The sequence below is a fragment of the Atopobium sp. genome (assembly GCF_034113385.1).
Classification (GTDB): Bacteria; Actinomycetota; Coriobacteriia; order Coriobacteriales; family Atopobiaceae; genus Atopobium.
The window spans coordinates 81303-97664 of sequence record NZ_JAXEXL010000015.1 but is presented as its reverse complement, the minus strand read 5'-3'; the positions used below and the strand labels follow the sequence as shown (position 1 = coordinate 97664).

Here is a 16362-nt window from a genome sequence, read left to right as displayed (position 1 = left end):
TTTGCATTTACTACATCATACAAGCAAGTATGCTTACCAATGCAACCATCACAAACAGTACGCCATCGCGCCTATCTAAGGGCCTTGGATTGTACCTTCTGCCTTCACTTGAATAGCAGCGATCTTGCATAGAAATGGCAAGCTCATCCGCCTGACTAAAGAGGCCAGTCACCACAGGCACTAATACGGAAAGCCATTTTTTGAGACGTTGCCGTATGCTGCCCACATCAAATCTTACACCACGCACTTTTTGTGCCATTACAATTCGATCAAATGCTTCACCGCAAAGCGGCACAAAACGCAACGCTAGTGAAAGCACCATAGAAATATCTCCTACGGGTACACCAAACCGCACGAGCGGCTGTAAATATCTCCCACAGGCTTCCGCAAGTTGCGGAGCAGTTGTGGTAGAAGATACCACCAAGAAAAAGCCAAGCAGTACATACACGCGTGCCAAAGCCTGAGCACTTCGTACCAGACCTGAGGCCGCAAGACCAACCGGCCCTATCAATGCAAGCGTACCTGTTCCGTCCAATACAAGACCATTTACAATCAAGCTTGCAATGGTGATACCAGCCAATGGTTTAACTATCTGCTTTAAAGCACGTGGATTTGTACGAGAAACCACCAAGGCAACAACTAATAATCCCACAATAAGACCCAGGCCTTGTATGGAATGAACCGTAAACGTTGCCACCAACAATATGCCCAAGGCAAACAGCTTTACCCGAGCATCAACACTATGTAGCCAGGTTTGTTTGGAGCTGTATGCCCCTAAAATCACGGCAGGCCTCATTGGTAGTCCTCCGCCAGAAACCCTTGCTCCTCACTACTCTTACTACTATTGATAAGCCCGGTACGCACCAGTACGGGCTTTGCTTTTTTTGCAGCACCCGACCATACAACACGACCTGTATCCAACACTGTTAGCGTTTGTGCCTGCGCCAACCACTCTTCGATGTCATGCGTTACCACGATCACAGCACGACCTTCCTTGCACAGCGTAGCCACCACAGCATGTAGTTCTTCTCGACCGACTGCATCAAGTCCCGCTGTTGGCTCATCAAAGATGCACACACCTGTCTTAAGCGCAATAATTCCCGCAAGCGCAACACGACGCGCTTGCCCACCAGATAAGTCAAGAGGATTGCGCTCATATAGTTCTTCCCCTATGCCCAGTAGCTGCAGTGCTTGCGTGGCCTGCACGCGCGCTTGCGCCTCTGACATACCACCTTGTTGTGGCCCAAACATAACATCGTCTAATACGGTATCGCAAAACAGCTGTTCAGCCACTCGTTGAAAAGCAAGACCCACAGCTCCAGGCTGCACTTGAAGGTCTGCACATGTAACTTTTCCAGCATCAGGAACAATCAGTCCTGCAAGTACCTGCGCAAACGTCGATTTTCCTGCCCCTGATTTGCCAGCAATAATATGCAGATCGCCCGCACTAATTTCAAGCGAAACCTCATGCAAAATATCATCCACACCAACTTGCGAGGCACACAACGCCGTCGCCTCACCTTTTGTACGCTTAACAGCCCTGTTTGCATCAACAAAGTGACCTGCATGACAGCCAGACGCTCCCACCAAACAGGAGCGCTTGAGCAGCTCTGGAGATTCTAAAAGCTCCCCCGGTAAACCTTGCCAGGTAATGCGCCCCTGTTCCAGAAGAATAACCGCATCTGCTTCTTGTACATCCTGCGCATAATGAGATACTTCAATCACACCTACACCAGCATCTGCCAGGCCATCTACAATGCTTCGTATGCGCTGCCGAGAAGCCACATCAAGGTGAGAAGTAATTTCATCAAGAAGCACGTAATCTGGCTTCATTGCAAGCACACCGGCCAGTGCAAGCCGCTGTTGCTCGCCTCCAGAAAGGCTGTGCGTGCTTCTTTGCTCAAAACCAGCAAGACCAACACAGTCCAATGCTTGTTTGCTGCGTTGCTCAATTTCATCCGCAGTAAGTCCCAGATTTTGAGGGCCAAATGAGACTTCATCAAGCACAAGGGAAGAGACGATTTGCACACAAGGGTCTTGTTTAACTATGCCAACACGTCTGTGTACTTCATGAGAGGTTAGTTCTGCCATCGCCTGACCATCAAGCAAAATCTTGCCCGACGATGGCAGCAACGTTGTGTTTGCAAGGCGCAATAAGGTGGATTTACCAGAACCGTTTGCTCCCACAATACAAACATGCTTACCTGCAGCAAAACATATTGATAGTTCATGCAAAGCAACAGAACGTGCATCACTCTTGCTGTATGCATATGCTACTGACTTAAACTCAAGCACTCGCCCCTCCCTTCGTATAGTTGGAAAACTGCACCGCTCCATGCTACTACAACAAACATAACGTCTCTATACAAGAAAAGAGGTCCGCCTCAGCGAACCTCTTACCATACATTATGGAGTAAAAACTACTCAGCCTTAGAAGCCTCGGTGGTCTCAGTAGCCTCAGTTGCCTCAGCAACCTCAGCAGACTCAGGCTCGGTAGCCTCAGCCTCTGCTGCAGGCTCCTCTACCTTCTTCGCAGGATCGGCAACCTTCTTTACCGTTGCGGTAGACTTAGCTGCCTTCTTGGAAGCTACGGGCTCGTTTACAAGCTCGATGATAACAACCTCAGCGTTATCACCCTTACGAGCACCCAACTTCATAATGCGGGTATAACCACCGTTGCGGTCTGCCCACAGACCCTGGGCTGCCTTGTCAAAGACCTCAGCAACAAGAGCTGCATCGCCAAGCTTGGCAATAGCATTGCGGCGAGCAGCAAGGTCGCCCCTCTTAGCCCAAGTAATTACACGATCAACATCAGGGCGAATAGCCTTGGCGCGCTCCTGTGTAGTCTTAATGCGGTCATTAGCCAGCAAAGCGCAAACCAGGCTCTTCTTAATGGCCTTGGTGTGGCTTGCGTCGGTACCAAGCTTCATGCCGCGCTTTTTGTTGTGCCTCATTCTTACTACTCCTCTAAGCGTGTAAGTGGCGGGGTTTAAGCTTTAAGGCCAAGACCCATCGATTCGAGCTTATCCTTAACCTCTTCGATGGACTTGACGCCGAAGTTACGGATGTTGAGAAGATCGTTCTCGGAGAACTCAACCAGCTGACGTACAGAGTGAATTGCTGCACGCTTGAGGCAGTTGTAAGAACGTACGGAAAGATCCAAGTCCTCAATCTGCTTATCAAGATCGCTGTTATCGTCCGTCTCTTCAGCTGCAAAGATGGACTGCTCTTCGGGCTCCTCGGTCTGCTCAGCAAGAGTCATAAATGCACCCATGTGCTGATTGATGATGTTAGAGGCCTCAACAACAGCATCGCGAGGTGCGATGGAGCCATCAGTCTCTACCTCGAGGATTAAACGATCGTAGTCAGTGTGCTGACCAACACGGCAAGGCTCTACGACCTTAGCGCAGCGGCGCACAGGAGAGAAACGAGAATCAATGTGAATGATTCCGATAGGATCAGAATCACGCTTGTTGTCCTCGCCGCTCACGTAACCACGGCCAGTGCCAATGCGCAAAGACATTGACAGGTGAGCACCCTCGCCAAGGTGGCAAATTACGTGCTCGGGGTTAATAAGATTGAACTCTGCTGGTACAGAGAAATCGCCACCGGTAACCGTTGCAGGACCATCGATGTTGATGGTTGCCTCAGCCTCGTCACCTGTACCCATTGCCTGGAATACAAGCTCCTTAACGTTCAAAACGATATCGGTAACGTCTTCATAGACGCCCTCTACCGAAGTGAACTCATGCTGGACACCATCAATCCTGATTGCCTCAACAGCCGCACCTTCCAGTGAGGAAAGAAGGACGCGACGTAGGGAATTACCCAAGGTATCGCCATAGCCACGCTCTAAAGGCTCAACAATGACGCGAGAAAGGGTGTCGCTAATCTCCTCAACAGAGACGGTAGGGCGGATGAATTCGGACATGTATACCTCCAACCAGAGCTGGACTACTTGGAGTAGAGCTCGACGATGAGCTGAGCGTCGATGTCGAGATCAATCTGATCACGAGTGGGAAGCTGCAAGACAGAGCCCTGGAGCTTCTCAATATCAACCTCAAGCCAGGCGGGTACAGCCATGTGCTCGGTGGAAATCAAGGCTTCCTTAATGGGAAGCAAATCCTTAGCCTTAGCAGCTACGGCAACAACGTCGCCAGCCTTTACACGATAAGAAGGAATATCAACACGGTGACCGTTCACGGTAATATGACCATGACGTACCGTCTGACGTGCCTCTTTACGGGTACGTGCAAAACCAAGACGGAAGACAACGTTATCAAGACGAGTCTCAAGAATCGTCATCAGGTTGTCACCAGTAATGCCCTCAATCTTAATTGCCTTGGCATAGTAGCCACGGAATTGCTTCTCGAGAACACCGTAAATAAACTTAGCCTTTTGCTTCTCGCGCAGCTGACGACCGTACTCGGACTCGTTGCGGCGCGTACGCTTAGGCGTACGATTGGACTTCTTATTGATGCCCATAACGATGGGATCAATGTCAAGAGACCTGCACCTCTTCAGAACAGGCGTCCTATCCACTGCCATGTTAGTGATCCTTCCTTACTACACGCGACGACGCTTGCACGGACGGCAACCGTTGTGCGGAATGGGGGTCTTGTCCTGAATGCTCGAAACCTCAAGGCCAGCAGCCTGGAGGGAACGAATAGCGGTCTCACGACCAGAGCCGGGGCCCTTTACGAACACGGAAACCTTATGCAGGCCGTGCTCCATAGCTGCCTTGGCGCATGCCTCTGCTGCCATTTGTGCAGCAAAAGGAGTGGACTTACGAGAACCCTTGAAACCAACGGTACCGGCAGACTGCCATGCGATTACGTTGCCTTGGGGATCAGTAATCGAAATAATTGTGTTGTTAAAGGTGCTCTTAATGTGAGCCTGTCCAACAGCAATGTTTTTACGCTCAGAGCGCTTTACGCGTGCGCGAGCGTTCTTCTTCTGTGTAGCCATTGTCTAGTCTCCCTACTTCTTCTTGCCGCCGACCTGACGACGCTTACCCTTACGGGTACGAGCGTTCGTGTGGGTGCGCTGACCACGGACAGGAAGACCCTTACGATGACGAAGGCCGCGGTAGCAACCAATCTCCATCAAACGGGCTACGTTTTGACGAACTTCACGACGCAAATCGCCCTCGACGGTATAGTTAGCGTCGATAGCATCACGAAGCCTAGTTACTTCGTCCTCAGTGAGGTCACGTACATGAGTGTCTGGATTTACTCCAGCTGCTTCACAGACCTTGGAAGCGCTGGTGCGGCCAATGCCGTAGATATAAGTTAGACCGATCTCGACACGCTTTTCGCGTGGGAGGTCGACACCGTTAATACGGGCCAACTTCGTGCTCCTCTCTTAGCCCTGGCGCTGCTTATGGCGCGGGTTCTCGCAAATCACGTATACCTTACCGTGACGGCGAATGACTTTGCACTTATCGCACATCTTTTTAACGGAAGGACGTACCTTCATTTTAATTCCTCTCGATAGTTCTATTACGAACCCTCGTGCTATGGTGGCCGATCAGGTGGAGCTGATCATGCGCTATCTACTCGCCCAGCCGCAGGCGTGAATAACCGTTTGCCGTCCTTAAGAAGAACAAGACGATTACTTACTTGTAACGGTACGTAATGCGTCCACGAGTCAAATCGTAGGGAGAAATCTCCACTACAACCTTGTCACCAGGAAGAATACGAATGTAGTTCATTCGAATCTTGCCCGAGATGGTGCACAGAATGGTGCTACCATTTTCGAGCTCAACCTTGAACATCGCATTTGGCAGGGGCTCGAGTACTTTACCCTCAAGCTCAATTGCGTCCTGTTTGCTCACTGGTGTATACCTCTCCTCGCACAATATCGGCGATTAGACATCATACCTAAACTACAAGCATTTTGTCTAAACGTCATCAATTGAACATAGATTTTAAAGTTGCCCACCATACAAGGAGCACCATGCGCCCTTGTCATCGGCGGAAACAATAACGGGACCATCTTCTGTAATCGCCACGGTGTTCTCATAGTGCGCTGCTAATGAGTGGTCAATCGTAGAAACTGTCCAGCCATTGGGAGCTACGTCAACCGTAGGACTACCAAACGTAATCATGGGTTCAATTGCAATGACCATACCAACTTGCAAACGAACACCACGACCACGCTTACCATAATTAGGAACATTTGGCTCTTCATGCAAATCATGACCAACGCCATGACCTACATACTCGCGAAGTACACCAAAGCCGTTCTTCTCGGCAAGCTCTTGGCAAGCATTGCCAATATCACCCAGATGATTGCCGGGAAGAGCTTGAGCAATTGCTGCCTTAAGGCAATCGCGCGTTACCTCGCACAATGCCTTTGCCTCACGGGATGGCTCGCCAACAAAGAAGGTCCAAGCGTTGTCGCCTGCCCAACCATTGACTGTAGCCCCCGTATCAATAGAAATGATGTCACCTTCTGAAAGGCGAACGTCAGCAGAAGGAATACCATGAACTACTTGCTCGTTGATGCTTGCGCAAATAGACCCCGGAAAGCCGCCGTATCCCTTAAACGTGGGGGTTCCGCCGTGCATACGAATGACACTTTCGGCAATCTGATCAAGCTCAAGGGTGCTTACCCCGGGCTTAATCGCAGCACCAACGCGGCGGAGCGCCATCTTAGACAGCGCTCCAGAGACTTTCATTTCTTCGATCTGCTGCGGTGTTTTGATAATAATCATAGACCGAGCTGACCCTTTACATCTGAGTACACAACGTCAACAGGACGATCACCATCAACCTTGTTGAGAAGACCACGCTCTTGGTAGTAACCAATAAGCGGCGCGGTTTGCTGCTCATAGACATCAAGACGATGCTTAATGGTCTCTGGCTTATCGTCATCACGCTGATACATTTCTCCGTCACACCTTGGACAAGCCTCATCTGCAGCAGTGCCGGTATAACCGCATGCTTTGCAGGTGCGACGTCCACTTAAGCGTGCAACAATAACATCGGATGCCACATCTACCAATAAGGCAGAATCAATGGCCTTGCCCATAGTTTCTAACGCTGTATCAAGAGCAATTGCTTGAGCTGTATTGCGGGGGAAACCATCCAAAATAAAACCCTTTTGTGCATCTTGGGCACTAAGGCGCTCTTTAACCAAATCAATAATGAGCTCGTCAGGCACTAAGGTACCCGCATCCATAAAAGACTTAGCCTTTACACCCAAAGGACTTTGAGCTTTAACAGCTGCACGAAGCATGTCACCGGTAGAGATGTGTGCTACTCCAAATTCAGCTACAAGCTTCTGTGCTTGAGTTCCCTTTCCTGCGCCAGGAGCGCCGAGCAATACAATGTTCATGTGCGTCACTCTTCTCCTACTTAAAGAAACCCTCGTAGTTGTGCATCTTCAACTGTGCCTCAAGCTGAGAGATAGTATCCATTGCAACACCAACCATAATCAGAATAGAGGTGCCACCAAACGTCCTAATAAGCGCATTGGACGTAAAGGTAAATGCAATAGAAGGAACTACTGCGATAAGTGCCATAAAAATGGCGCCGGGCAGCGTAATATGATCGAGCGTACTCTTGATATACGCAGCGGTTGCAGAGCCTGGACGTACACCAGGAATAAAGCCACCCTGCTTCTTGAGGTTATCTGCTGTCTCCTCTGGGTTAAATACCATAGAGGTATAGAAGTATGCAAAGAAGACAATTAGCAAAACAGAAAGCGTCCAGTTTACCCATCCGGCGGATACCGCATTGGCTACGTTGTTAATCCAAGCTACGCCAGGGAAGAAAACTGCAATTTGTGCAGGGAAGTACAGAATTGCAGAAGCAAAAATGATGGGCACTACACCAGCAGTATTTACCTTAATAGGCAAATATGTGGATTGACCACCCATAATCCTGCGGCCTACAACACGCTTTGCGTACTGAATTGGAATACGACGCTGTCCACGCTCAATGTACACAATGAACGGAATGACAATCGCAATAACCAAAACAGTAAGGGCTGCGTACAAGACGCCCTTATCGGACGACTGAATGGTGCCCTGAATTGCCGAAGGAAGACCACTCATGATATTGGTAAAGATAATGAGCGACATACCATTACCAACACCACGTTGAGTGATAACCTCACCGAGCCACATAATCATAATGGCGCCTGTAACCATAGTTACAACAACTACAGCATCCATAAGGAGCTCGGGTGCTCCGCTATTTGCAAAGCTAATGCCAAAAGCTGGACTCTTAAACAAGAAGAGATAACCAACAGCGCTGATAAACGCAAGAACAATCGTGATGTAGCGGTTGTACTGTGTAATCTTGCGCTGACCAGCCTCGCCCTCTTTAGCAAGTTCACTCAAAGACGGAACTACTGTTTGCATCATCTGCATGATAATTTCTGCAGTAATGTAGGGCATAATGCCTAAGCTGAACAACGAAACACGAGAAAGTGCACCGCCTGAGAACAGGTCGAGCACCGAGATGAAGCTTGCATTAGAAGATGCGCTCTTATAAGCAGCAAGCATGCCAGCAAATGGGATGCCCGGTACAGGAATGTGTGAACCAATCCTGTACAGGAGCAAAATACCCAGCGTAAGCAAAATCTTGTTACGGAGCTCTTTAATGCGAAATGCGTTGGCGATTCCCTTTAGCACGGGAGATCAACCTTTCCTCCGGCCGCCTCAATCTTAGCCTTAGCAGAAGCGGAAACCTTATCCACCTTGACAGTGAGCTTCTTAGTAAGTTCACCGTCGCCGAGGACCTTAACAGGAACAAGCTCGGACTTAATAACGCCCTTCTCTACCAATGCGGCACCGTCTACGATGTCACCATCAGCGAAAAGACCATCGAGACGAGCAACGTTTACGGGAGCGTACTCGACACGATTGATGTTGCGGAAGCCAGGAAGCTTAGGAAGGCGCATAGCCAAAGGCTGCTGACCACCCTCGAAACCTGAACCCTTGCCACCACCGGCGCGGGAAAGCTGACCGTTTTGTCCGCGGCCAGCGGTTGTGCCATGACCAGAGGAGTTACCGCGACCCACACGCTTGCGGGCCTTCTTTGCACCCTCTGCAGGACGAAGATCGTTGAGTTGCATAGTGGCTAACTCCTAGTTCTCTTCTACCGTCACGAGGTGCTTGACCTTAAAGATCATGCCTCGGACACTGGGATTATCGGGAAGTACGGCTACGTCGTTAATCTTACGAAGGCCCATTGCACGGCAGGTTGCCGTCTGATCCTTCTTTACAGAAGCTACAGCGCTGCGTACGAGCGTAACCTTAAGGGTCTTGTCTGCCATTATTAGTTCTCCTTACCGACGAACATCTCACCGACGGTCAGGCCACGGCGCTCAGCAGTCTGCTCAGGGCTCTCAAGCTCCTTAAGACCCTCTGCAGCTGCCTTAATCATGTTAAGTGCATTATCGGTACCAAGAGAGTTTGCAAGTACGTTAGTAATACCAGCAAGCTCAAAGAGAGGACGTACTGGACCACCAGCAATAACACCGGTACCCTCTACTGCAGGCTGGATAAGAACGCGGCCTGCACCATAATGACCCTCTACTGAGTGAGGTACGGAACCAGACTCAGTAATAGGCACCTTAAACATGTTCTTCTTGGCGTCGTCAACTGCCTTCTGAATTGCCAGAGGCACCTCAGCAGAACGACCAGAACCAAGACCTACGTTACCTTTGCCGTCACCAACTACTACGAGTGCGACAAGAGACATACGACGGCCGCCCTTAACGGTCTTGGAAACGCGGCGGATGAATACTACGCGCTCCTGAAGATCAGTCTCTTGCTGGCGCTTACGATCACGTGCCATCTAAATTCCTCCTAGAACTTCAGGCCCGCGTTGCGGGCGCCATCTGCGAGTGCCTGGATACGGCCATGGTAAACACGGCCACCACGATCGAACGTAACCTCAGTTACGCCCTTCTCGACAGCGCGCTTTGCAACGAGCTCGCCTACGAACGCGGCAGCGTCCTTATTGGAAGCTACCTTGCCAGTTGCCTTGAACTCAGGGTCGAGCGTGGAGGCGGCGCAAATGGTCTTGGCAGCGACATCGTCGATTACCTGTGCATAAATGTTGGCGTTGGTGCGGTGTACACTCAAGCGAGGACGCTCAGGGGTACCCGAAATCTTGGCACGGACACGGCGCTGACGGCGCTTAAGTCCGAGCAACTTTGCCTTAAACTTGTTCATTAACACTCCTTTTTATGCCGACACCTAACGGGGTGACGGTCTTGTATATTCGCAAGGCGAGGTTACTTAGCAGCCTTACCAAGCTTACGACGGATGTGCTCACCAACGTAGTGGATACCCTTGCCCTTATAAGGCTCTGGAGCACGCTTGGCACGAATCTCAGCTGCAACTTGGCCAACTTGCTCCTTGGAGATGCCCTTTACGTTAATGTGAGTGTTATCGGGTACCTCGAAGGTAATGCCTTCGGGTGCTGCATAAGGTACTGGATGAGAATAACCAAGAGAAAGCTCAAGGTCCTTGCCCTTAAGAGCTGCACGGTAACCAACGCCCGTAAGCTCAAGCTGCTTCTCAAAACCAGCAGAAACGCCAATAACCATATTGTTAATGAGCGTGCGTACAAGGCCCTGCTGCGCGTTAGACTCGGTGGAGTCATCTACGCGAGAAACCAGGATTTCTTCACCTTCCTGAGCAATGCTAACCAGCTCAGAGAAGGTGCGTGAAAGCTCACCCTTGGAGCCCTTTACGCTTACCTTAGAACCATCTACTGTCACGGTGACTCCAGAAGGAATCTGGACAGGCTTCTTACCGATACGAGACACGGTGTCTCCTTTCCTAATCCCTTAGAGTCTTACCAAATATAAGCGATGACCTCGCCGCCGACGCCCTTCTTACGTGCATCGCGGTCACACATCATGCCCTTAGAAGTGGAAATAACTGCAGTACCAAGACCGCCAAGTACACGAGGCAGGTCCTCTGCTGCAGAGTAAATGCGCAGGCCAGGCTTAGAGATACGGCGAATGCCCTTAATGGCCTTTGCGCGACGCTGACCATACTTAAGCGTAAGGGTCAAGGTCTTCTGGGGCTTGGTATCCTCTACAACATAGCCCTCTACGTAGCCCTCTTCGCTAATAACGCGAGCGACCTCAACGAGAACCTTAGTGGAAGGCATGGATACAGTTGCCTTACCAGCAGAGTTCGCATTGCGGATGCGCGTAAGCATATCAGCAATAGGATCGGTAACGTTCATGTAGTTTTCTCCTTTGTTAGAGATGAATTTCCATGTCTGGTTCGCTTAAACCCGTGGTAAAAGCGCCTTTACATGGCTGCTTCCCAAGCGGATGCTGCTTACCAGCTTGCCTTCTTTACGCCAGGAAGCTCGCCCTTGCTTGCAAGCTCACGGAAGCACACGCGGCACAGACCAAACTTGCGATATACGGAGTGGGGGCGCCCACAACGCTGGCAACGGTTCTGAGTGCGCGTAGAGTACTTCGGCTCACGCAAAGCCTTGACGATCATCGATGTCTTAGCCACAAATCCTCCTTCATAAAGTCGTCTTGGTGTCTACCAAGCCGCGACTTACCAAAATAATAAATGCCTTAGTTCTTCTTAAAGGGGAAGTTAAAGGCGGTGAGAAGTGCCTTGCCCTCCTCGTTAGTGTGAGCGGTGGTAACGATAGTAATATCCATACCACGCGTATGATCCATCTTGTCAAAGTCAATCTCGGGGAAGATAAGCTGCTCGGTTACGCCCATGGAGAAGTTACCACGGCCATCAAAGCTCTTATCGGAAATACCGCGGAAGTCACGGATACGAGGAATTGCAACGGAAATCAAACGATCGAGAAACTCCCACATGCGGTCACCGCGAAGCGTAACCTTGGCGCCAATAGGCATGCCAGCACGCAGGTGGAAGGTTGCAATAGACTTACGAGCACGGGTAATAATAGGCTGCTGACCAGTAATAACACGAAGGTCTGCTACAGCACCATCAATTGCCTTAGCATCGGTTGCAGCTTCACCAACACCCATGTTAACCACGATTTTCTCGAACTTGGGAATCATGTGTACATTGGTGTAGCCAAACTGCTTTTGGAGCTCGTCACGCACGGTGGCGAAATACTGCTCCTTAAGGCGAGGGACTACCTTGTCCTTCTGATCTGCCATGTTGTCTCCTTAACTCATGGTGGCTTATGCGCGGGGACCACCTCGCGCCCCTTTGTTTGGCATGCAAAGGGCCATAGCACGCCCATTACGCATAGACATGCATCGATACAGTTTAGTGATTTGATTGGCACAATGCCACTATTTCGTGGATTATCTTGATATTTTCACACGTTGCCTGCACATTTGCGAACCATACAAGGACCTGCAGATACAAAAAAGACCCCATCAAACGATGAGGTCTTGTGCGCATTATAAAGAAGTCTACGCGTTTGCTTAGATCTCTTCACCGGAACGCTTTGCATAGCGAACCTTAGTGCCATCCTCGGATACGCGATAGCCTACGCGCGTGGGCTTGCCATCCTTAGGATCGATAAGAGCAACGTTGGAAGCATCAATAGGAGCCTCCATAGATACAATGCCGCCCTGTTGGTTAGCTTGGGTAGGACGCATAGCCTTCTTGACGATGGCAACGCCCTCTACAACAACCTTGTTCTTGGAAGGAAGTGCGCGCAGAACCTTGCCCTGCTTACCCTTGTCCTTACCAGAGAGAACTACTACGAGGTCGTCCTTCTTAATTTTCATGTTCGCTCCCTTGCCTACAGCGTCTCAGGTGCGAGAGAGACGATCTTCATGTACTTGCGGTCACGCAACTCACGGGCTACTGGTCCGAAGATGCGGGTACCGATAGGATTGCCATCCTTGTTGATTACAACGCAAGCGTTTTGATCAAAGCGGATGTAGCTACCGTCTTTACGACGGGTCTCCTTAACGGTACGAACGATAACGCAACGTACGATATCGCCCTTCTTTACGTTACCACCAGGGGTGGCCTCCTGGACAGCACCAATGACGACGTCGCCAATACCGGCATAACGGCGCTTGGAACCACCCAGAATCTTGATGCATTTCACGCGTCGCGCGCCGGAGTTATCGGCAACTGCGAGCATGGTCTCCATTTGAATCATCAGATCCTCCGAACATATCCTGCCAGAGGTGTGCCCATCGAGCGGCACACATGGCATGGAGTGGAATACTTAAAGATCGTGCTTACTTGGCCTTCTCAACGACCTCAACGACACGCCACCTCTTGGTCTTAGACAGAGGGCGGGTCTCCATTACGCGAATGGTATCGCCTAAACCGGCAACGCCGTTCTCGTCATGGCAGTGAAGCTTCTTGGTGATGGTCATCATCTTGCCGTACTTAGGATGACGCTTGCGATCCACAATCTGGATGGTCACGGTCTTCTCGCCAGAGATAGACGTAACAACGCCAGTGCGGAGCTTGCGCGAATTCCTGGATTCGATATCGCTCATGTTTTATCTCCTGCGATCTACTTAGACTGTGCTGCGATTTGACGAGCACGCATCTCTGTTTGGACGCGGGCAATGTCACGCTTGACGGTAGTTACACGCGCTGTGTTATCCAACTGGCTTGTAGCCATCTGGAAGCGGAGGTTAAACAGCTCGGCACGGCCGTCCTCAAGCTTTTGAGCAAGCTCCTCATCAGAGAGCTCGCGGAGTTCAGTCGACTTCATGGTTACTTATCCTCCCCGTCCTGATCGGCGCGGGTAACAATCTTGGTCTTAATAGGAAGTTTGTGCTGCGCAAGGCGAAGAGCCTCACGAGCAACGTCGTCAGCAACGCCGGTAATCTCAAACATGATACGACCGGGCTTTACTACGGCTACCCACTCCTCGGGATTACCCTTACCCTTACCCATGCGGGTCTCGGCAGGCTTCTTAGAAATAGGCTTGTCAGGGAAGATGGTAATCCATACCTTACCACCACGGCGCATGCGACGGGTGATAGCAATACGGGCAGCCTCAATCTGACGGTTAGTGATCCAGTGGGCTTCCTCAGCACGGATACCATAGGTACCGAAGTTGAGCTTGGTGTGCCCCTTGGCAGCACCCTTCATGGAGCCACGCTGAACCTTACGGTGCAGTACGCGCTTAGGAGCTAGCATTATTTGCTCCTCCTTTCGCCACGGCGGCGAGGACGGCTGGTGCCTTCAAGTGCAGGGTTAGGTGCAGGCTGACCAGGGAGCTTCTCGCCAAGATAAATCCAAACCTTTACACCACAAGCACCCATGGTGGTGCGAGCAGTGCTGGTGCCATAGTCAATCTTTGCGCGAAGGGTGTGCAGAGGTACGCGACCCTCGCGGTACCACTCACGACGACCCATCTCGGCGCCACCAAGACGACCAGAGCACTGAATACGAATGCCCTTTGCGCCGGCCTTACGTGCAGACTGAACAGCCTTGCGCATAGCGCGACGGAAAGCAATACGCTGCTCAAGCTGCTCGGCAATGGACTGAGCAACGAGGTTTGCGTCAAGCTCAGGACGCTTTACCTCTACAACGTCAACGGTAACCTGGCCCTTCTCGGCTTTGCAAAGCTTCTCAAGATCAGCGCGAAGAACGTCAATCTCGGAGCCCTTTTTGCCGATAACAATACCAGGACGTGCGGTAAAGATGATTACCTTTACCTTATCGCCGGCACGCTCGACCTCCACGCGGGAGAGAGCAGCACGAGCGAGGCGCTTCTCGAGAAAACGACGAATCTCGAGGTCGTTACCAAGGTTCTGGGCATAGTTCTTGTTCCCTGCAAACCAGCGGGAACGCCAGTTCTCGGTAATACCAAGACGGAAGCCAGTAGGTTGAACTTTCTGACCCATGCTCTTATGCCTCCTTTCGTGGAGCAACAACTACAGTAATGTGGCTCGTGCGCTTGTTAATGCGCGAAGCGGAGCCCTTAGCGCGAGGACGAATACGCTTAAGCGTTGGACCCTCGTCTACAAATGCTGCCTTAATAACAAGGTTCTCGCGACGAAGACCGCTGTTATTCTCGGCGTTAGCGATAGCAGAGCGCAGTACCTTCTCTACATCGACAGAAACAGCACGCTCGGTAAAAGCAAGCTTCTCGAGAGCCTGATCAACAGACAGGTTACGAATGGTGCCTACTACGAGACGAGCCTTGCGAGGGGCGACGCGGACGTACTTGGCGGTTGCGCGAACCTCCTGAGAGGCGGTGTTGTTTGCCATTTGTCGTTACCTCCCCTACTTAACCTTGTGGCCGCGGAATGTGCGGCTTGGTGCAAACTCACCCAACTTGTGACCAACCATAGATTCAGTCACGTATACGGGTACATGCTTACGACCATCGTGAACAGCAATGGTATGACCAACCATCTCGGGGAAGATGGTGGAGGAACGCGACCAAGTCTTGATTACGTCCTTGGTGCCAGCCTCGTTTTGTGCAGCAACACGCGCAAGGAGGCGAGTCTCCACAAACGGGCCCTTCTTGAGACTTCTGCTCATGTAATATCTCCTACTACTCGTGTTTACTTCGTCTTACGACGACGAATAATCAGACGGTTAGAAGCCTTCTTCGGGTCACGCGTCTTAGCACCCTTGGATGGCTTACCCCAAGGAGATACAGAAGGACGACCAGAAGTATGATTCTTGCCCTCGCCGCCGCCGTGGGGGTGGTCAACAGGGTTCATGACCGTACCACGAACGGTGGGACGAATGCCGCGCCAACGACTACGGCCAGCCTTGCCGCCCGTAATGTTGGAGTGATCAGCATTGCCAACCTCACCGATGGTTGCACGGCAAGTGAGAAGAACACGACGAAGCTCGGAAGATGGCATACGGAGAACTGCATAGCCGTTATCCTTGCCCATGAGCTGAATGGAGGTACCAGCAGAACGTGCAATTGCAGCGCCCTTACCAGGCTGGAACTCTACAGCGTGTACCAAGGTACCTACTGGAATGTCAGCCAAAGGAAGGCAGTTGCCAGGCTTAATGTCTGCATCGGTACCAGAAACTACGGTATCGCCTACATTAAGGCCCTTAGGTGCAAGAATGTATGCCTTAGCACCATCCACATAGTGGAGAAGTGCAATGCGAGCAGAACGGTTAGGATCATACTCGATGGTGGCAACCTTAGCGGGAATGCCATCCTTCTTGCGCTTAAAATCAATGATACGGTACTGACGCTTGTGGCCGCCGCCCTGGTGACGGGTAGTAATGCGACCGTTGTTGTTGCGACCTGCATGCTTAGAAAGCGGGGCGAGAAGAGACTTCTCTGGCTTGTCCGTCGTAATCTCGGCAAAGTCCGAAATCGTCTGGAAGCGACGGCCCGCGCTCGTGGGCTTAAGGTGCTTAACTCCCATAAATCTTTCCCTTTCTTTATCCGTTAGCCACTTCGTTTAAGGGATTGAGGC

At 51.1% G+C, this 16362-nt stretch carries 29 protein-coding genes; all 29 read right to left on the bottom strand.

Annotation, left to right across the window (positions count from 1 at the left end; genetic code table 11):
* Nucleotides 1–10 precede the first annotated feature (10 nt).
* Complete coding sequence (locus SPD80_RS05540) at nucleotides 11–796, bottom strand: energy-coupling factor transporter transmembrane component T (protein ID WP_320828843.1); 786 nt, start codon at nucleotides 794–796, stop codon at nucleotides 11–13.
* Nucleotides 793–2295 carry an ABC transporter ATP-binding protein gene (locus tag SPD80_RS05535; protein ID WP_320828841.1) on the bottom strand — a complete coding sequence of 501 codons (1503 nt, stop codon included), beginning with the start codon at nucleotides 2293–2295 and terminating at the stop codon, nucleotides 793–795. Before SPD80_RS05535 ends, SPD80_RS05540 begins: the two co-directional genes overlap by 4 nt.
* A gap of 125 nt (nucleotides 2296–2420) precedes the next feature.
* Entirely contained in the window at nucleotides 2421–2954 is a 534-nt protein-coding gene (gene rplQ, locus SPD80_RS05530) for a 50S ribosomal protein L17 (RefSeq protein WP_320828839.1), read from the bottom strand.
* Nucleotides 2955–2989: 35 nt separating this feature from the next.
* A complete protein-coding gene (locus tag SPD80_RS05525; protein WP_320604009.1) occupies nucleotides 2990–3931 on the bottom strand; it encodes a DNA-directed RNA polymerase subunit alpha in 942 nt (313 codons plus the stop codon).
* A gap of 23 nt (nucleotides 3932–3954) precedes the next feature.
* Nucleotides 3955–4548 carry a 30S ribosomal protein S4 gene (gene rpsD, locus SPD80_RS05520; RefSeq protein ID WP_320604011.1) on the bottom strand — a complete coding sequence of 198 codons (594 nt, stop codon included), beginning with the start codon at nucleotides 4546–4548 and terminating at the stop codon, nucleotides 3955–3957.
* An 18-nt stretch (nucleotides 4549–4566) separates the two neighbouring features.
* Nucleotides 4567–4968, bottom strand: coding sequence for a 30S ribosomal protein S11 (gene rpsK, locus SPD80_RS05515; protein WP_028263467.1), 402 nt, complete (start codon nucleotides 4966–4968; stop codon nucleotides 4567–4569).
* Nucleotides 4969–4980: 12 nt separating this feature from the next.
* Nucleotides 4981–5349 (bottom strand): 30S ribosomal protein S13, encoded by a 369-nt coding sequence (gene rpsM, locus SPD80_RS05510; RefSeq protein ID WP_320604015.1) that lies wholly within the window; start codon nucleotides 5347–5349, stop codon nucleotides 4981–4983.
* Nucleotides 5350–5364: 15 nt separating this feature from the next.
* Nucleotides 5365–5478, bottom strand: coding sequence for a 50S ribosomal protein L36 (rpmJ, locus tag SPD80_RS05505; RefSeq protein WP_002563183.1), 114 nt, complete (start codon nucleotides 5476–5478; stop codon nucleotides 5365–5367).
* Between the two features lie 139 nt (nucleotides 5479–5617).
* Nucleotides 5618–5836 (bottom strand): translation initiation factor IF-1, encoded by a 219-nt coding sequence (gene infA / locus SPD80_RS05500; RefSeq protein ID WP_002563182.1) that lies wholly within the window; start codon nucleotides 5834–5836, stop codon nucleotides 5618–5620.
* Nucleotides 5837–5929: 93 nt separating this feature from the next.
* Complete coding sequence (map, locus tag SPD80_RS05495) at nucleotides 5930–6718, bottom strand: type I methionyl aminopeptidase (RefSeq protein ID WP_320604022.1); 789 nt, start codon at nucleotides 6716–6718, stop codon at nucleotides 5930–5932.
* Nucleotides 6715–7341 (bottom strand): adenylate kinase, encoded by a 627-nt coding sequence (locus tag SPD80_RS05490; RefSeq protein WP_320828836.1) that lies wholly within the window; start codon nucleotides 7339–7341, stop codon nucleotides 6715–6717. Before SPD80_RS05490 ends, map begins: the two co-directional genes overlap by 4 nt.
* Nucleotides 7342–7357: 16 nt before the next feature.
* Nucleotides 7358–8644 carry a preprotein translocase subunit SecY gene (secY, locus tag SPD80_RS05485; protein WP_320604026.1) on the bottom strand — a complete coding sequence of 429 codons (1287 nt, stop codon included), beginning with the start codon at nucleotides 8642–8644 and terminating at the stop codon, nucleotides 7358–7360.
* Nucleotides 8638–9087 carry a 50S ribosomal protein L15 gene (gene rplO / locus SPD80_RS05480; protein WP_320604028.1) on the bottom strand — a complete coding sequence of 150 codons (450 nt, stop codon included), beginning with the start codon at nucleotides 9085–9087 and terminating at the stop codon, nucleotides 8638–8640. The genes secY and rplO overlap by 7 nt, the downstream gene beginning before the upstream one ends.
* Nucleotides 9088–9099: 12 nt before the next feature.
* Nucleotides 9100–9288, bottom strand: coding sequence for a 50S ribosomal protein L30 (gene rpmD / locus SPD80_RS05475; RefSeq protein WP_002563177.1), 189 nt, complete (start codon nucleotides 9286–9288; stop codon nucleotides 9100–9102).
* Nucleotides 9289–9290: 2 nt separating this feature from the next.
* On the bottom strand, nucleotides 9291–9812 hold the full coding sequence (rpsE, locus tag SPD80_RS05470; protein WP_320604031.1) for a 30S ribosomal protein S5: 522 nt from the start codon (nucleotides 9810–9812) through the stop codon (nucleotides 9291–9293).
* Nucleotides 9813–9823: 11 nt separating this feature from the next.
* The gene (rplR, locus tag SPD80_RS05465) at nucleotides 9824–10192 is read right to left on the bottom strand and encodes a 50S ribosomal protein L18 (RefSeq protein ID WP_320604033.1); all 369 of its coding nucleotides are present in this window, start codon (nucleotides 10190–10192) and stop codon (nucleotides 9824–9826) included.
* A gap of 62 nt (nucleotides 10193–10254) precedes the next feature.
* On the bottom strand, nucleotides 10255–10791 hold the full coding sequence (gene rplF, locus SPD80_RS05460; RefSeq protein WP_320604035.1) for a 50S ribosomal protein L6: 537 nt from the start codon (nucleotides 10789–10791) through the stop codon (nucleotides 10255–10257).
* 29 nt (nucleotides 10792–10820) lie between these two features.
* Nucleotides 10821–11219, bottom strand: coding sequence for a 30S ribosomal protein S8 (rpsH, locus tag SPD80_RS05455; RefSeq protein ID WP_320604037.1), 399 nt, complete (start codon nucleotides 11217–11219; stop codon nucleotides 10821–10823).
* A 98-nt stretch (nucleotides 11220–11317) separates the two neighbouring features.
* On the bottom strand, nucleotides 11318–11503 hold the full coding sequence (locus SPD80_RS05450) for a type Z 30S ribosomal protein S14 (RefSeq protein WP_002563172.1): 186 nt from the start codon (nucleotides 11501–11503) through the stop codon (nucleotides 11318–11320).
* Between the two features lie 65 nt (nucleotides 11504–11568).
* Nucleotides 11569–12135: a 50S ribosomal protein L5 gene (gene rplE, locus SPD80_RS05445; RefSeq protein WP_320604040.1), complete on the bottom strand. Its 567-nt coding sequence runs from the start codon at nucleotides 12133–12135 to the stop codon at nucleotides 11569–11571.
* 273 nt (nucleotides 12136–12408) lie between these two features.
* A complete protein-coding gene (rplX, locus tag SPD80_RS05440; RefSeq protein WP_320604042.1) occupies nucleotides 12409–12717 on the bottom strand; it encodes a 50S ribosomal protein L24 in 309 nt (102 codons plus the stop codon).
* Between the two features lie 14 nt (nucleotides 12718–12731).
* A complete protein-coding gene (gene rplN / locus SPD80_RS05435) occupies nucleotides 12732–13100 on the bottom strand; it encodes a 50S ribosomal protein L14 (protein WP_002563169.1) in 369 nt (122 codons plus the stop codon).
* Nucleotides 13101–13182: 82 nt separating this feature from the next.
* On the bottom strand, nucleotides 13183–13449 hold the full coding sequence (gene rpsQ, locus SPD80_RS05430) for a 30S ribosomal protein S17 (RefSeq protein WP_320604045.1): 267 nt from the start codon (nucleotides 13447–13449) through the stop codon (nucleotides 13183–13185).
* Between the two features lie 17 nt (nucleotides 13450–13466).
* Nucleotides 13467–13670 carry a 50S ribosomal protein L29 gene (rpmC, locus tag SPD80_RS05425; protein WP_320604047.1) on the bottom strand — a complete coding sequence of 68 codons (204 nt, stop codon included), beginning with the start codon at nucleotides 13668–13670 and terminating at the stop codon, nucleotides 13467–13469.
* 2 nt (nucleotides 13671–13672) lie between these two features.
* Entirely contained in the window at nucleotides 13673–14101 is a 429-nt protein-coding gene (rplP, locus tag SPD80_RS05420; RefSeq protein WP_028263483.1) for a 50S ribosomal protein L16, read from the bottom strand.
* Nucleotides 14101–14811: a 30S ribosomal protein S3 gene (gene rpsC, locus SPD80_RS05415; protein WP_320604050.1), complete on the bottom strand. Its 711-nt coding sequence runs from the start codon at nucleotides 14809–14811 to the stop codon at nucleotides 14101–14103. The genes rplP and rpsC overlap by 1 nt, the downstream gene beginning before the upstream one ends.
* Before the next feature lie 4 nt (nucleotides 14812–14815).
* Nucleotides 14816–15178 carry a 50S ribosomal protein L22 gene (gene rplV / locus SPD80_RS05410; RefSeq protein ID WP_320604052.1) on the bottom strand — a complete coding sequence of 121 codons (363 nt, stop codon included), beginning with the start codon at nucleotides 15176–15178 and terminating at the stop codon, nucleotides 14816–14818.
* Nucleotides 15179–15193: 15 nt separating this feature from the next.
* Nucleotides 15194–15454, bottom strand: coding sequence for a 30S ribosomal protein S19 (gene rpsS, locus SPD80_RS05405; protein ID WP_002563163.1), 261 nt, complete (start codon nucleotides 15452–15454; stop codon nucleotides 15194–15196).
* A 23-nt stretch (nucleotides 15455–15477) separates the two neighbouring features.
* Nucleotides 15478–16311 (bottom strand): 50S ribosomal protein L2, encoded by an 834-nt coding sequence (gene rplB / locus SPD80_RS05400; protein WP_320604055.1) that lies wholly within the window; start codon nucleotides 16309–16311, stop codon nucleotides 15478–15480.
* Nucleotides 16312–16362 lie beyond the last annotated feature (51 nt).

Coding starts and splice junctions, on each gene's coding strand:
- SPD80_RS05540 (WP_320828843.1), bottom strand. CDS start 796: ATGAGGCCTGCCGTGATTTTAGGGGCATACAGCTCCAAACAAACCTGG.
- rplQ (WP_320828839.1), bottom strand. CDS start 2,954: ATGAGGCACAACAAAAAGCGCGGCATGAAGCTTGGTACCGACGCAAGC.
- SPD80_RS05525 (WP_320604009.1), bottom strand. CDS start 3,931: ATGTCCGAATTCATCCGCCCTACCGTCTCTGTTGAGGAGATTAGCGAC.
- rpsD (WP_320604011.1), bottom strand. CDS start 4,548: ATGGCAGTGGATAGGACGCCTGTTCTGAAGAGGTGCAGGTCTCTTGAC.
- rpsK (WP_028263467.1), bottom strand. CDS start 4,968: ATGGCTACACAGAAGAAGAACGCTCGCGCACGCGTAAAGCGCTCTGAG.
- rpmJ (WP_002563183.1), bottom strand. CDS start 5,478: ATGAAGGTACGTCCTTCCGTTAAAAAGATGTGCGATAAGTGCAAAGTC.
- map (WP_320604022.1), bottom strand. CDS start 6,718: ATGATTATTATCAAAACACCGCAGCAGATCGAAGAAATGAAAGTCTCT.
- SPD80_RS05490 (WP_320828836.1), bottom strand. CDS start 7,341: ATGAACATTGTATTGCTCGGCGCTCCTGGCGCAGGAAAGGGAACTCAA.
- rplO (WP_320604028.1), bottom strand. CDS start 9,087: ATGCAACTCAACGATCTTCGTCCTGCAGAGGGTGCAAAGAAGGCCCGC.
- rpmD (WP_002563177.1), bottom strand. CDS start 9,288: ATGGCAGACAAGACCCTTAAGGTTACGCTCGTACGCAGCGCTGTAGCT.
- rpsE (WP_320604031.1), bottom strand. CDS start 9,812: ATGGCACGTGATCGTAAGCGCCAGCAAGAGACTGATCTTCAGGAGCGC.
- rplR (WP_320604033.1), bottom strand. CDS start 10,192: ATGAACAAGTTTAAGGCAAAGTTGCTCGGACTTAAGCGCCGTCAGCGC.
- rpsH (WP_320604037.1), bottom strand. CDS start 11,219: ATGAACGTTACCGATCCTATTGCTGATATGCTTACGCGCATCCGCAAT.
- rplE (WP_320604040.1), bottom strand. CDS start 12,135: ATGGCAGATCAGAAGGACAAGGTAGTCCCTCGCCTTAAGGAGCAGTAT.
- rplX (WP_320604042.1), bottom strand. CDS start 12,717: ATGAAAATTAAGAAGGACGACCTCGTAGTAGTTCTCTCTGGTAAGGAC.
- rplN (WP_002563169.1), bottom strand. CDS start 13,100: ATGATTCAAATGGAGACCATGCTCGCAGTTGCCGATAACTCCGGCGCG.
- rpsQ (WP_320604045.1), bottom strand. CDS start 13,449: ATGAGCGATATCGAATCCAGGAATTCGCGCAAGCTCCGCACTGGCGTT.
- rpmC (WP_320604047.1), bottom strand. CDS start 13,670: ATGAAGTCGACTGAACTCCGCGAGCTCTCTGATGAGGAGCTTGCTCAA.
- rplP (WP_028263483.1), bottom strand. CDS start 14,101: ATGCTAGCTCCTAAGCGCGTACTGCACCGTAAGGTTCAGCGTGGCTCC.
- rpsC (WP_320604050.1), bottom strand. CDS start 14,811: ATGGGTCAGAAAGTTCAACCTACTGGCTTCCGTCTTGGTATTACCGAG.
- rplV (WP_320604052.1), bottom strand. CDS start 15,178: ATGGCAAACAACACCGCCTCTCAGGAGGTTCGCGCAACCGCCAAGTAC.
- rpsS (WP_002563163.1), bottom strand. CDS start 15,454: ATGAGCAGAAGTCTCAAGAAGGGCCCGTTTGTGGAGACTCGCCTCCTT.
- rplB (WP_320604055.1), bottom strand. CDS start 16,311: ATGGGAGTTAAGCACCTTAAGCCCACGAGCGCGGGCCGTCGCTTCCAG.